This is a genomic window from Pseudomonas sp. ES1, assembly GCF_050586605.1.
Classification (GTDB): Bacteria; Pseudomonadota; Gammaproteobacteria; order Pseudomonadales; family Pseudomonadaceae; genus Aquipseudomonas; species Aquipseudomonas sichuanensis.
Genome location: NZ_JBOBDM010000021.1, coordinates 18,082 through 30,383 on the forward strand (window position 1 = coordinate 18,082; position 12,302 = coordinate 30,383).

Genomic DNA, 12,302 nt, shown 5'->3' on the forward strand with positions numbered 1-12,302 from the left:
TCAGGCCCACCAGTAGCGCACGAAGTGGAAGAACACCGGCGCTGCGAAACACACCGAATCCATGCGGTCGAGCATGCCGCCATGGCCTTCGATCATGTGCCCCCAGTCCTTCACCCCGCGGTCGCGCTTGATCGCCGACATCACCAGCCCGCCGAAGAAGCCCATGGCATTGACGGTCAGCGCCATCAACGCCGCCTGCCAGAAGGTGAACGGGGTGATCCAGCACAAAAGCGCGCCCACCAGGGTGGCCAGCGCCACGCCGCCGGCCAGGCCTTCGACGGTTTTCGACGGCGACAGGTTGGGCGCCACCTTGCGTTTGCCGAACAGTTTGCCGCACACGTACTGCAGCACGTCGCTGATCTGCACCACCAGGATCAGCCAAGCGATCAGCAGCAGGTTGCGGCCTTCGAAGCCAGGGATATCCAGGGTCATCAGCGCCGGCACCGACGACACGCAGTACACCGCGATCATCAGCCCCCATTGCACCTTCGAGGCGCGCTCGAGGAAGCGCGTGGTGTCGCCGCCGAAGCTGGCGAGGATCGGCAGCAGCAGGAACAGGTACACCGGGATGAAGATGCTGAACAGCCCGTACCAGTCCATGGCGATCAGCAGGTACTGCACCGGCAGCGCCACGTAGAACGCCGCCACCAGCGCCGGGTAGTCGCTGCGCCGGGTCGGGGTGAGGGTCATGAACTCGCGCAGGGCGTAGAACGACACGCCGTAGAACAGCACGATCACCCCGTACTTGCCGAACACGAAGGCGATGCCGATCACCAGCACCATGACCCACCAGGCATTGATGCGCGCGTTGAGGTTGTCGATGACCGCGTGCGGGGCAGGGCCGGCGCGCCACTTGAGCAGGCGCCCGATGGCGCTGGCCAGCAGCAACAGGGCGCCGATGCCGGCGAACAGCGAAAGGGTGTTGTGATCCATCTCAGGCGTCCTTCGGGGCCAGGTTCAGCAGGGCCTCGCGGGCCCGCTCGAGAAATGCGTGTTTGCCTTCGTCCGCCTGCAGGTGCAGCGGCTCGCCGAAACTCAAGGTGCACAGCAGCGGCAGCGGCAGGGCACGGCCCTTGGGCATGACCCGGTTGAGGTTGGCGATCCACACCGGCACCAGCTCGACCTGCGGGTTGGCCGCGGCCAGGTGGAACAGGCCGCTCTTGAAGGGCAACAGCGGTTCGTCACCGAGGTTGCGCGTGCCTTCCGGGAAGAAGATCAGCGAGTCGCCCTGGGCGAACGCGTCGAGCACCGGTTGCAGCGGATTACCCTCGGCCGGCGTGCGCGTGCGATCGATCAGCACAGCGTTGAACACCTGGCGGATGAGGAAGTCGCGAATACCGGGCTTGCACCAGTAGTCGGCCCCCGCCACGGGGCGGGTGTGGCGGCGAAGAGGGTCGGGCAGTGCCGCCCACAGCAGCACGAAGTCACCGTGGCTGCTGTGGTTGGCGAAGTACAGCCGTTGTACCGGCTGTGGCGTGCAACCCAGCCACAGGGCGCGGGCGCCGGTGATCAGGCGGGCGGCGGAGGTGATGACGAAGGCGGTCAGGCTGGCGAGCATGGCGGCGGTCTTATCCGGTGAAGGGGAGGGTCAGTATCAGCAGCACTTGCACGGCCAGGCACAGGGCCTGGCGGCGCAGCAGGGCCAGCGCGGCCTGGCTGCGCGCCGGCCAGTCGCGGCTGTCGCTGGCGCTGGGTTTGAGGCGGAGCTCATGCAGGGCACGGTCCAGTGCCTGGGTATCGGCGGGCAGGTCGCTGCTGGCGGCCAGGTGGGTGAACAGCTCGGCATCCAGGGCGACACGTATCGCCCAGTACTTGTGGGCCAGGCCGATGACCAGCAGCGCCGCGCACAGTGCGCGGGCCGGCGAAGGCAGCGCCACGCCAAACAGCGGTGCAACGCTGCAGGCGATTGCCAGCAGGGTGATGCCGTCCGACAAGCGCTCCAGCTGGCGCCCGCGGGCGAGCAGGCTGGCGACGGTGAACAGGTTCATGGGTGGGTTTCCAGTTGCTGCAACGCACGGCGATGGGCGCTGTGCAGGACCACTTTGGGGCGTGCCTTGCGGATCAGCATTTCGGCCTGGCTGGCGTCGCTGCAACGGCCGCTGATGATCAGCCAGGCAGCTACCGCGCTGGCGCTGCGCGAATAGCCCAGGGCGCAGCAGACCAGCACCGGGCCATGCTGGCGCAGGTGTTCGATGGCGGCGGCGGCTTGTTCCAGGGTTTGCCGGCTAGGGGCGATCAGGTCCAGGCTCGGCAAGCTCCGGTACTGCACAGGCTGTTCGAAGGCCAGCTCCGCACACAGGTCGATCACAGCAGCAAACGCCGTCGCCTCCCCGTGCCCCGGCATCCGCCCCAGATACACCCCATCCAACACTTCATCCGCCTGCGGGTGCCGCCGGGTCCACAACCGTGAGTTGGCCCACGCTGCCAGCAGATAGGGCGCCAGCAACACGCTCGCGGCAATCGACAGCCGGCCATCCGCGCCTTTCTGGAAACCGCCCGCACCGAACAGGCCATAGTTCAGCGCCACCAGCAGCAGCGACACAGCCGGCCACAACAGCCACAAGCTGACGTGCCCGAGCTTGAGGGCCAGCACGGCCAGCAGCATCGCGCCGAGCCCGTAGCGCAACGCCATGCGCCAACGCTTGGGGTCGCGTGCCAGTCGGGCGTGCTGCCAGGGCAGCGGGCCTTGCTGCGGCCACAGCCACAGGCAGACGAAACCGGCCAGTGCGCCGGTTGGCAGGTCGATGAAGTGATGCTGCCAGGTGGTCAGCACCGACAATCCGATCAGCCCCATCCAGCCATGCACCAGCCAACGCCACATAGGCTGGCGGGTGTGCCGGGCGAACATCGTCCAGATGATCACCAGCAGTGCGATATGCAGCGACGGCGCCTGGTTGTAAGGCTTGTCGAAGCCCATCAGCACATCGAACAGCCAGCCGAACAGCCCCGACAGTTCCGGGCGCTCGAAGGTGAAGCGCAGCGGCCAGAGCAGGAAGCAAGCGACGCTGACCAGCTGTGCGGTCAGCAGCGCCAGGGCGTGGCGGTCCATCTCCCGGCGGGTGTGCGGCAACAGGAACGACAAGCCGTACAACAGGTCGATCGACCAGTACGGGATGATCGTCCATGGCCACAACGGCATGTGCTGTTCCCAGGCGAACACCAGGCTGCCGACATCTTCGCGCCCAGCCGTGTAGTTGTTGGCCAGGCCGTAGCTGAGGAAAAACAACGGGCCGAGCAGCAACAGCCACAGCACGCCACGTCGGATCAGCCCTGCTTCACGGGCCATCAACGCACCCGCTGCGCCAGGCTGACACTGAAAATGCCCCACTCGTCGATGCGCTGGGTGATCTTGCGAAAGCCCGCCGCCGCCACCAACTGGTCCATCTCCGCCTGGCTGCGCCGGCGCATCACCCAGGCCTGGCCGCCACGGTGGCTGGTCAGCGCCCGGGCGATCATCTCCAGTTGCGGGTGCCAGGGCTGGCCGGTGTACACCAGGTAGCCGCCTTCCTCGACGGCATCGGCCAGCCCCGCCAGCGAGTTAGCCACGGCCTCATTGCCGGGGAACAGCTCATACAGGCCCGAAACCACGGCGAGGGTCGGGTGCGGGTCGAGGCCGGCCAGGCTCTGGCGGTCGAAGGCGTCGCCCTGGACGAAACGGGCGATTTCCCCCAGGCCCTTTTCGCTGATCAGCGCGTTGCCTTGCTGCACGTTCAGCTCGCTGTAGTCGCGCAGCAGGATCGAGTCGGGTAGCTGCTGCAAGCCCTGCAGCGCTTCGAGGATGTAGCGGCCGTGGCCGGCGGCGATATCGACGATGTGCACCGGGCGCAGTTGCTCGCGCAGTTGCGCGATGGCCAGGCGCAGCAGTTCCTCGACGTTGAGCTTGCGCTGGCGGATGCCGCGCCAGCCGATGGCGTTGAGGTAGTTCTGGTCGATCATCTCGCCCAGCCGGCCCTTGCCGGTGGGCCGGTTGCGGTACACGTAGTCGAGGGTCGAGCCAGAGTCGAAGCCGGTGTCGAAGCCCAGCTTCACGCCAGCGGAAAGGCCCTTGCCCAGTTGCAGGCCGGCACGCGTGGCGCGCCAGTACAGGTCGCGTGGCGAATTGGGCGGCAGCGGTGCGGCCAGGCTTTCGGCCTCGGCGCAGCTGGCGCCGGTCTTGTCGGCATCGAGCAGCGATGGTGCGGGTGCAGGGTTATCGAAACAATGCTCGACGAAGCGCTTGATCCGCGCCAGGGCATGGGCGCGGTCCCGTTCGCCGAGGGTGTCGTGGAAGAAGCCGGGCAGGATGTGCATCTCTTTGCGCGCACTGCCCAGGCGCTCGAAGAAGCGCTCCTGCGGGGCGCGTTCGACCACGAAGTCCGAGCCCGATACCAGCAACTGCGTCGGCACCTGGATCGCCTGGGCATCGGCCACCACGCGGTCGGCGGCGTCGTAGAGGCCGAGCAGCATGGTCACCGAGATCGGCCGGCTGATCAGCGGGTCGGCCACGTAGGACATGACCCGCTCCGGGTCGTGGGTGAGCAGGCGCGGCTTGACGTAGCTGTTGACGAAGAAATTGCCGCGCAGGGCTTTCATCAGCTTCAGCCCGGGGCGGGCGAAGGGGACGTAGAGTTTGACCTTGAACGCTGGCGAAGCGAGCACCAGGCAGCGCACCTTGGGCGCGTAGTCATGGGCCCAGGTGGCGATCAGCACCGCCCCGACGCTCTGCGCCAGCACCACCAGGTCGGGCTCGGCGATGCCGTGCTGCGCCTGGATATGCTCGATGAAGGTCTGCACGTCGCGCACGCTGGTGGCGAAGCTCGGGCTGTCGCCGCGCGCGCCCGGCGACTGGCCATGGCCACGGGCGTCCCAGGCGAAAACGTCATAGCCGGGCAGGTCCAGCTCGTCGGCCAGGTGCGCCAGGCGCCCGCCGTGCTCGTGGCCACGGTGGAACATCACCACGGCACGGCGCGGCTGGTGTTCGTTGCGTGTGGCGGGCCAGTGACGGTAGTGCAGCTCGACGCCGTCATGGGTGGAAAAATGCAGCGATTGCGCTTGGCGCATGGCGAATATCCTTGTCCGGCAGCGGGGGCTCAGCGGGTTTCGGCCAGGCCCTGGCGAACCCGGTTGTACAGGGTATAGAGCGAGAGCAGCAGGATGACCAGCAGCAGGCCGTTGATCCAGGTTGCGCTCAGCAGCCCGAAGGCTACCCCGGTGCCCAGCAGGCCGAAGGCGAAGGCCCGGTCGCTCTTGCCCATCGGCCCGTCGTAGCGCCGCGACGCGCCGGCCAGTGGGCCCATCACCCCGGCGTACTCGCTGAAGACCGCGAGCAGCACCACCAGCACCACCAGCACCGGCGATACGCCGGCCAGCAGGGCGAAGGGCAGGTACAGCGCGGCATCGGCGATCACGTCGCACAGCTCGTTGAGGTAGGCGCCCAGCTTCGATTGCTGGCCGAACTCCCGGGCGAGCATGCCGTCCACCGCATTCAGTGCCATGCGCAGCAGCATCCACACCGGCACCAGGATGAACAGCCACGCCACCTGGGGCAGCCAGGCCAGCAGCAGGCCGATGAGCAAGGAGATTGCGCCAGCGGCGACGGTGACCTGGTTGGCGGTGACGCCACGCTCGAACAGGCGTTGCACGGTCGGGCGCAGCAGCGCCTGGAAGCGGGGTTTGAGCTGGTAGATCGATGGCACGTGGAATTCCCTGTCGTGGTGCGGCGATGCGGCAATTGTGAATAAGGCGCATGGGCGGCGGCAAGTTGAAAGCGCCCATCTGTGAAGTGCATCAGGCCTACGAAACGGAAGGAATGTGCCGCTTGTCGCGTATTGTGTGCATGGTGTGTATTTGGCTTGGTTAAAACCCATAGTGGTGTGTACGCTACACATCACTCGCCAAAGGAAGGATGCATGCGCAGCAGGGACGTGATCCAGCTCATCGAAGCCGACGGCTGGTACGAGGTGGAAGTGAAAGGAAGTCACCATCAATTCAGGCATCCGCACAAGCGAGGGCGGGTCACGGTTCCCCATCCCAAAAGCGATCTGCCCAGGGGCACCGTGCACAGCATTTTGAAACAGGCTGGCTTGAAATGAGGCCGGTTGCGTTGAGCGGGACGCTTTGCGGCCCACAGGACCAAGGGAGACAGACCATGAAATTCCCCGTTGTACTGCATAAGGATGAGGGCTCGGATTACGGCGTGATCGTGCCCGACGTGCCAGGCTGCTTCTCGGCCGGCGCTACTGTTTCCCAGGCGCTGGAGAATGTGCAGGAAGCCCTGGCCCTGCATTTCGAAGGCCTGGTGGCCGACGGCGAGGCGTTGCCGCAGGCCGAGGAGGTGGATGTGCATGTGGCCAACCCCGATTACGCCGGAGGCGTCTGGGCGGTGGTGGACTTCGATGTCACCCCGTACCTGGGCAAGGCGGTGCGCTTCAATGCCACGTTGCCCGAGAACCTTCTGCAGCGCATCGACGAAAAGGTGAAGCGCGATCATCGTTATGCCTCGCGCTCTGGCTTCCTCGCCTCGGCTGCGCTGCGCGAGCTGGCGGTCGCCTTCCGCTAACCCTCGGCTTTGGCGCGGTCCCTGTAGGAGTGGCAAGGCCACACCTACAGGGACCGCGCAGCTGTTCAGGTCGTCAGCAAATGCTCGACCAGCGCCGCCGCATAGCCGGGGAGCGCGGCAAAATCCCGGGCGCACACCTGCAATTGCCGGTTCGCCCACGCCTCGTGCAGCGCCACCCAGTGCAGGGGCAATACACCCTGCCAACGCCGCACCGAGGCCAATGGCACCACCCCCACGCCAGCCCCGCCAGCCACCATGCGGATCACCCCATCGAAGCCCTCGGCGCGTACCCGCACCAGCATCCTGTGCCCCAGCCGCAGTGCCTGTTCCTCAAGGTGCAAGGCCAGTGCGCTGTTCGGGCCCAAGCCGACATGCCCGTATGCAAGGCTTTGCACAAAATCGGGCGCGGCTGCTTCGACCAGTGCATGCCCCACCGGCATCACCAGCACCAGCGGATCGTCGCGAAACACTCGGGTCTGCAGATGCCCGCTGGGCGCAGCGGTGGAGACGATGCCCAGGTCAGCCATGCCTTGGGTAATGGCCTGGACGATGCGCAGGCTCGGCTGTTCCTGCACGTCGATGCTCACCCCCGGGTACTCGACCAGATACCGTGCCAGCAACTCGGGCAGGTACTCGGTCAGCGCCGCGGTGTTGCACAGCAGGCGCACCTGGCCCTGCTGGCCCTTGGCGTACTGGGCCAGGTCGTATTGCAACCGCTCCACCTGCGCGGCGATCAGCCGCGCGTGCTGCAGCAGGGCCTGGCCAGCGGGTGTCGGCTGCACGCCGCGGCGATTGCGTTCGAGCAACGGGATGCCGAGCGAGGCTTCCATGGCGCGGATGCGGGCGCTGGCGGCCGGTAGCGACAGGTGGCTACGGCGTGCGCCAGCAGTGATGTTGCCGCACTCCAGGGTGTGCTGGAACAGCGCAAGGTCGGTCAGGTCGAAATGCATCAGCCTCTGTCCTGGCAAAAGTCTGGCTGAGTATATGGCGAATTTTCAGGCTTGCGCGGGCACGTCAGGATGGCGTCATGAATACATATTTCGCGTTTTACCAGAACATCGGCCCGGCATTGACGCTGCTGGTGATGCTCACCTTCCTGCTGGCCGGCGCGGTCAAAGGGGTCATCGGCCTGGGGTTGCCGACCATCGCCATGGGCCTGCTTGGGCTGGCTATGCCTCCGGCGCAGGCTGCGGTGCTGCTGATCGTGCCCTCGACGCTGACCAACCTGTGGCAGCTGGCAACAGGCGGGCATCTGCGGGCGTTGATGCGGCGCTTGGGCGGGATGCTGCTGATGATCTTCGGCGGTACCTTGCTGGGCAGTCGCTGGCTGGGCATCGACAGTGGCCCCTGGGCGGCCCACGCCTTGGGTGGTGCGCTGGTGGTGTACGCCCTGTATGGCCTGATCGGGCCGGGCCTGCGCCTGGCGCGGCATCACGAGCGCTGGCTGGGCCCGTTGTGCGGGCTGGTGACGGGGGTGGTCACGGCTGCCACCGGGGTGTTCGTGATGCCCGCCGTGCCCTACCTGCAGAGCCTCGGCCTGAGCCGCGACGAAATGGTCCAGGCCTTGGGCCTGTCGTTCACCGTCTCGACCCTGGCGCTGGCCATCGGCCTGGCCGGCCAGGAGGTACTGGACGGCCAAACGCTGGGTGCCTCATTGCTGGTGCTGGCCCCGGCGTTGCTGGGCATGTTCGCCGGTACCTGGTTGCGCAGCCGTATCAGTGCAGCGCTGTTCAGGCGCTGCTTCTTCATCGGCCTGGCGCTGCTGGGCGGGCACCTGCTGATCAACGGTTAGCGGAGGAGGCGCTGAGCATTTCGATCATCTGCAAATCGAAGTCGCGCTCCAGGTATTTCATGCGGTTTTCAAAGAATTCAGCCATGTGCGGCAGGGCCGAGTGCACGTCCAGTGCCGCCTTGTCTGCCCACACCTCGAAGAACAGGAACAGGCTCGGGTCTTCCTTGTCGCGCAGCATGTGGTACTCGATGCAGCCCGGCTCCTGGCGGCTTGGTTCCACGTAAGGACGGAACAGCTGCTCGAAGGCATCGGACATGTCCGGGCGGGTCTTGGCTTGGAGGATGAAAGCGAACTGCTCGCTCATGGTGAGGCCTCTGTGGATGAGAAAGTGAGCAGATTCTAAGGCAATAATTGGCTATCAATTCGTGATTTGAAGGCAAATGTATTTTGCCGTGCCCCGGCTTTATCCGCCGCCCGCGACTGCCTAATCTGCCGCCATCCAATTGACCCGGTCGCCGGTACAAACCCTTCGAGGCACACCATGAAAAAGATTCTTCTGCTCAACGGCGGCAAGCAATTCGCCCATTCCGACGGTCGCCTCAACGAGACCCTGCACGAGGCCGCCCTGGCCCATCTGGACCGCGCCGGCTTCGACCTGAAGCAAACCTTCATCGATGGCGGTTACTACGCCCAGGAAGAAGTCGAAAAATTCCTTTGGGCCGATGTGGTCATCTACCAGATGCCCGGCTGGTGGATGGGCGCACCCTGGACCGTGAAGCAGTACATCGATGAGGTGTTCACCGCTGGCCACGGCAGCCTGTATGCCAGCGATGGCCGCACCCGCTCGGACGCTTCGCAGAAGTACGGCAGCGGCGGGCTGATCCACGGCAAGCAGTACATGCTGTCGCTGACCTGGAACGCACCCCAGCAGGCGTTCGATGACCCGGCTGACTTCTTCGAAGGCAAGGGCGTGGATGCGGTGTACTTCCCGTTCCACAAGGCCAACCAGTTCCTCGGCATGACCGGGCTGCCGACCTTCCTGGCGGTGGATGTGATGAAGCGGCCGGATGTGCCGGCGGCGCTGGCGGCGTATGAGCAGCATCTGGACCGGGTGTTCGGCAAGGCGCAATAAGCGTGCGCAGCCCTTTCGCCGGCAAGCCGGCTCCCACAGTGGCTTGTGGGAGCCGGCTTGCCGACGATGGGCCGCACAGCGGCCCCTTGCACGGCGCCGACGTAGCAGCTATGAATCAGTTCGACATTCAATCCAGGCCACTCGCGTGAAAACCCGCTCCGAAGAACTCCAGGTATTCGTCGCCGTCATCGACTGCGGTTCGATCTCGGCCGCTGCCGAGCAGATCGGCCAGACCCCGTCGGCGGTCAGTCGCACCTTGTCGCGCCTGGAGGGCAAGCTGGGCACCACGCTGGTCAACCGCACCACCCGGCGCATGGACCTGACCGAGGAAGGGCGCTTCTTCCTCGAACGTTCGCGGCAGATCCTCGAGCAGATGGACGACATGGAAGAGCGCCTGTCGATGCACCGCCAGACCCCGTCCGGGCGCCTGCGCATCAATGCTGCCGGGCCGTTCATGCTGCACGCGATCCTGCCCTGGATCAGCGAGTTCCGTCAGCAGTATCCCGATATCGAACTTGAACTGAACACCGACGACCTGATCATCGACCTGCTGGAGCAGAGCACCGACGTGGCCATCCGCATCGGTGAGCTGGCCGACTCCAGCCTGCATGCCCGGGCGCTGGGCTGCAGCCCGGTACAGGTGCTCGCCAGCCCTGCGTACCTGGCCCGGCACGGCACCCCGCAGAAGGTCGAGGACCTCGTCGAGCATTGCCTGCTCGGTTTCAGCGCCCCCGAGTCGCTCAACCAGTGGCCACTGCGCCACGCCCAGGGCGAGCGCTGGGCGATCCGCCCGCAGTTGCTCGCGTCCAGCGGCGAGACCCTGCGCCAGCTGGCCATCGCCGGGGAAGGCATCGTCAGCCTGTCGCACTTCATGACCCACGAAGACATCCGCGCCGGCCGCCTGCAGGTGCTGCTGGCGGAGCACAACAACGGCTATCGCCAGCCGATCCATGCGGTCTACTACCGCAATACCCAGCTGGCCCTGCGCATTCAGTGCTTCCTTGATTTCATCCAGGCCAAGCTGGCGGCGTACGCCTGCGCAGTTGCCTGAATGCGACAACTGCTGCCCGTCGGCGGCGGAAATTTCCTACGGTGTTTGCTTAGTCGGAGCGCTTCGGCCTTAATGGCTGATCAACAAAAACAACACCAAGGAAGTGCCCATGCGTCTTGTCATGTTCCAGCCATTGGCCCTCGGGGCCGCGATCCTGAGCTGTTCCTCCGCTTTTGCCGTGACCCTGGAAGGCGGCGCGGTGGCCGCGCCTGATCAATATGGCGCACAGGTGGCCGCCGATATCCTCAAGAAGGGCGGCAACGCGGTGGACGCCGCGGTTGCCACGGCCTTCACCCTCGCCGTCACCTACCCCGAGGCCGGCAACATCGGCGGCGGTGGCTTCATGACCCTGTTCGTCGACGGCAAACCGTACTTCCTCGACTACCGCGAAGTGGCCCCCAAGGCCGCCACCAAGACCATGTACCTGGATGACAAGGGTGAGGTGATCGAGAACCTGAGCCTGGTCGGCGTGCGTGCAGCCGGCGTGCCGGGCACGGTGATGGGCCTGTGGGAGGCGCATCAGAAGTTCGGCAAGCTCAAGTGGAGCGAGCTGCTCACCCCGGCCATCGGCTATGCCAAGAACGGCTTCAAGATTGCCCAGAAGCAGTACCAGTACCGCGACGACGCCCAGGGCCTGTTCAAGACCGCCACCAATTTCAATGACTACTTCGCCAGCATGAAGGTGGGTGAGCTGTTCAAGCAGCCCGAGCTGGCGCAGACCCTGGAACGCATCGCCGACAAGGGCGTCAGCGAGTTCTACCAGGGCAAGACCGCCGACCTGCTGGTGGCGCAGATGCAGGCCGACAAGGGCCTGATCACCAAGGAAGACCTCAAGGACTACAAGGCGCTGTGGCGCAACCCGATGGCCATCGACTGGCGCGGCAATGTGGTCTACACCGCGCCACCGCCGAGCTCTGGCGGCGTCGCCCTGGCCCAGCTGCTGGGCATCAAGGAAGACCGTGCGGCCGACTTCAAGGGCGTCGAGCACAACTCGGCCAAGTACATCCACCTGCTGGCCGAAATCGAGAAGCGCGTGTTCGCCGACCGCGCCGACTACCTTGGGGACCCCGCCTTTACCCAGGTGCCGGTGGACAAGCTGGTCGCCAAGGACTACCTGGCCAAGCGCGCAGAGCAGGTCAACCCGAACGCGATCTCCGAGACAGACAAGGTCAAACCGGGCCTGGAGCCGCACCAGACCACGCACTTCTCGATCGTCGACAAGCAGGGCAACGCGGTGAGCAACACCTACACCCTCAACCTCGACTACGGCAGCGGCGTGGTGGTGAAGGGCGCAGGCTTCCTGCTCAACGACGAAATGGATGACTTCAGCGCCAAGCCCGGTGCGGCCAACGCCTTCGGCGTGGTGGGCGGTGACGCCAACGCCATCGCCCCGGGCAAGCGCATGCTCTCGTCCATGAGCCCGACCCTGGTGACCCGTGACGGCAAGGTGGTGCTGGTGGTGGGCACGCCGGGCGGTTCGCGGATCTTCACCTCGATCTTCCAGGTGATGAACAACCTGTATGACTACAACATGCCGCTGGAGAAATCGGTGGCGGCGCAGCGGGTGCATCACCAGTTGCTGCCCAAGGACACCATCTATTTCGACAGCTATGCGCCGCTCACCGGCAAAGTGGCCGATGACCTGAAGAAGATGGGTTATGTGCTGGAGGATCAGGGCTGGGAGATGGGCGACATCCAGGCGATCCGGGTTACCGGGGAGAAACTGGAGACCGCTTCCGACCCGCGTGGGCGGGGCGTTGGGATGATCGTCAAGTAATCGCGATCAGGGCTGCGTTGCAGCCCATCGCCGGCAAGCCGGCTCCCACAGGGTATTGAGTGCTTCTGTGGG

Annotated in this window: 14 protein-coding genes; 6 read left to right on the forward strand and 8 right to left on the reverse strand. The window is 65.5% G+C overall.

Annotation, left to right across the window (positions count from 1 at the left end; translation table 11 throughout):
• Genes ACQ4N9_RS11030 through ACQ4N9_RS11055 form a run of 6 tightly spaced genes read right to left on the reverse strand, consistent with a single transcriptional unit; the run spans position 1 to position 5,675 of the window.
• On the reverse strand, positions 1-933 hold the full coding sequence (locus ACQ4N9_RS11030; RefSeq protein WP_125465626.1) for a phosphatidate cytidylyltransferase: 933 nt from the start codon (positions 931-933) through the stop codon (positions 1-3).
• Between the two features lies 1 nt (position 934).
• Entirely contained in the window at positions 935-1,558 is a 624-nt protein-coding gene (locus ACQ4N9_RS11035; protein ID WP_125465625.1) for a lysophospholipid acyltransferase family protein, read from the reverse strand.
• A gap of 10 nt (positions 1,559-1,568) precedes the next feature.
• On the reverse strand, positions 1,569-1,988 hold the full coding sequence (locus ACQ4N9_RS11040) for a hypothetical protein (protein WP_390970263.1): 420 nt from the start codon (positions 1,986-1,988) through the stop codon (positions 1,569-1,571).
• A complete protein-coding gene (locus ACQ4N9_RS11045; protein ID WP_390970261.1) occupies positions 1,985-3,286 on the reverse strand; it encodes a phosphatase PAP2/dual specificity phosphatase family protein in 1,302 nt (433 codons plus the stop codon). Before ACQ4N9_RS11045 ends, ACQ4N9_RS11040 begins: the two co-directional genes overlap by 4 nt.
• The gene (locus ACQ4N9_RS11050) at positions 3,286-5,040 is read right to left on the reverse strand and encodes a bifunctional alpha/beta hydrolase/class I SAM-dependent methyltransferase (protein ID WP_390970259.1); all 1,755 of its coding nucleotides are present in this window, start codon (positions 5,038-5,040) and stop codon (positions 3,286-3,288) included. Before ACQ4N9_RS11050 ends, ACQ4N9_RS11045 begins: the two co-directional genes overlap by 1 nt.
• Before the next feature lie 29 nt (positions 5,041-5,069).
• On the reverse strand, positions 5,070-5,675 hold the full coding sequence (locus ACQ4N9_RS11055) for a CDP-alcohol phosphatidyltransferase family protein (RefSeq protein ID WP_390970257.1): 606 nt from the start codon (positions 5,673-5,675) through the stop codon (positions 5,070-5,072).
• 213 nt (positions 5,676-5,888) lie between these two features.
• Here ACQ4N9_RS11055 and ACQ4N9_RS11060 point away from each other — a divergent pair, with 213 nt between their 5' ends.
• Together ACQ4N9_RS11060 and ACQ4N9_RS11065 are read left to right on the forward strand one after the other, a co-directional pair.
• Positions 5,889-6,071 (forward strand): type II toxin-antitoxin system HicA family toxin, encoded by a 183-nt coding sequence (locus ACQ4N9_RS11060; RefSeq protein ID WP_390970255.1) that lies wholly within the window; start codon positions 5,889-5,891, stop codon positions 6,069-6,071.
• Between the two features lie 56 nt (positions 6,072-6,127).
• Entirely contained in the window at positions 6,128-6,538 is a 411-nt protein-coding gene (locus tag ACQ4N9_RS11065) for a type II toxin-antitoxin system HicB family antitoxin (RefSeq protein ID WP_125465619.1), read from the forward strand.
• Between the two features lie 65 nt (positions 6,539-6,603).
• Here ACQ4N9_RS11065 and ACQ4N9_RS11070 read toward each other — a convergent pair whose 3' ends face one another.
• Entirely contained in the window at positions 6,604-7,488 is an 885-nt protein-coding gene (locus tag ACQ4N9_RS11070; RefSeq protein ID WP_390970252.1) for a LysR family transcriptional regulator, read from the reverse strand.
• A 77-nt stretch (positions 7,489-7,565) separates the two neighbouring features.
• On the opposite strand from ACQ4N9_RS11070, the gene ACQ4N9_RS11075 reads away from it, so the two are divergent.
• A complete protein-coding gene (locus tag ACQ4N9_RS11075) occupies positions 7,566-8,330 on the forward strand; it encodes a sulfite exporter TauE/SafE family protein (protein WP_390970250.1) in 765 nt (254 codons plus the stop codon).
• On the opposite strand, the gene ACQ4N9_RS11080 is transcribed toward ACQ4N9_RS11075, so the two are convergent.
• Positions 8,320-8,634: a putative quinol monooxygenase gene (locus tag ACQ4N9_RS11080; RefSeq protein WP_390970248.1), complete on the reverse strand. Its 315-nt coding sequence runs from the start codon at positions 8,632-8,634 to the stop codon at positions 8,320-8,322. The two genes, ACQ4N9_RS11075 and ACQ4N9_RS11080, sit on opposite strands and share 11 nt — an antisense overlap.
• 177 nt (positions 8,635-8,811) lie before the next feature.
• On the opposite strand from ACQ4N9_RS11080, the gene ACQ4N9_RS11085 reads away from it, so the two are divergent.
• The 3 genes from ACQ4N9_RS11085 (at position 8,812) to ggt (ending at position 12,230) form a co-directional block, all read left to right on the forward strand.
• Positions 8,812-9,402, forward strand: coding sequence for an NAD(P)H-dependent oxidoreductase (locus ACQ4N9_RS11085; RefSeq protein WP_390970246.1), 591 nt, complete (start codon positions 8,812-8,814; stop codon positions 9,400-9,402).
• Positions 9,403-9,547: 145 nt separating this feature from the next.
• The gene (locus ACQ4N9_RS11090; protein WP_390970244.1) at positions 9,548-10,453 is read left to right on the forward strand and encodes a LysR family transcriptional regulator; all 906 of its coding nucleotides are present in this window, start codon (positions 9,548-9,550) and stop codon (positions 10,451-10,453) included.
• A 109-nt stretch (positions 10,454-10,562) separates the two neighbouring features.
• Positions 10,563-12,230, forward strand: coding sequence for a gamma-glutamyltransferase (ggt, locus tag ACQ4N9_RS11095; RefSeq protein ID WP_390970242.1), 1,668 nt, complete (start codon positions 10,563-10,565; stop codon positions 12,228-12,230).
• Positions 12,231-12,302 lie beyond the last annotated feature (72 nt).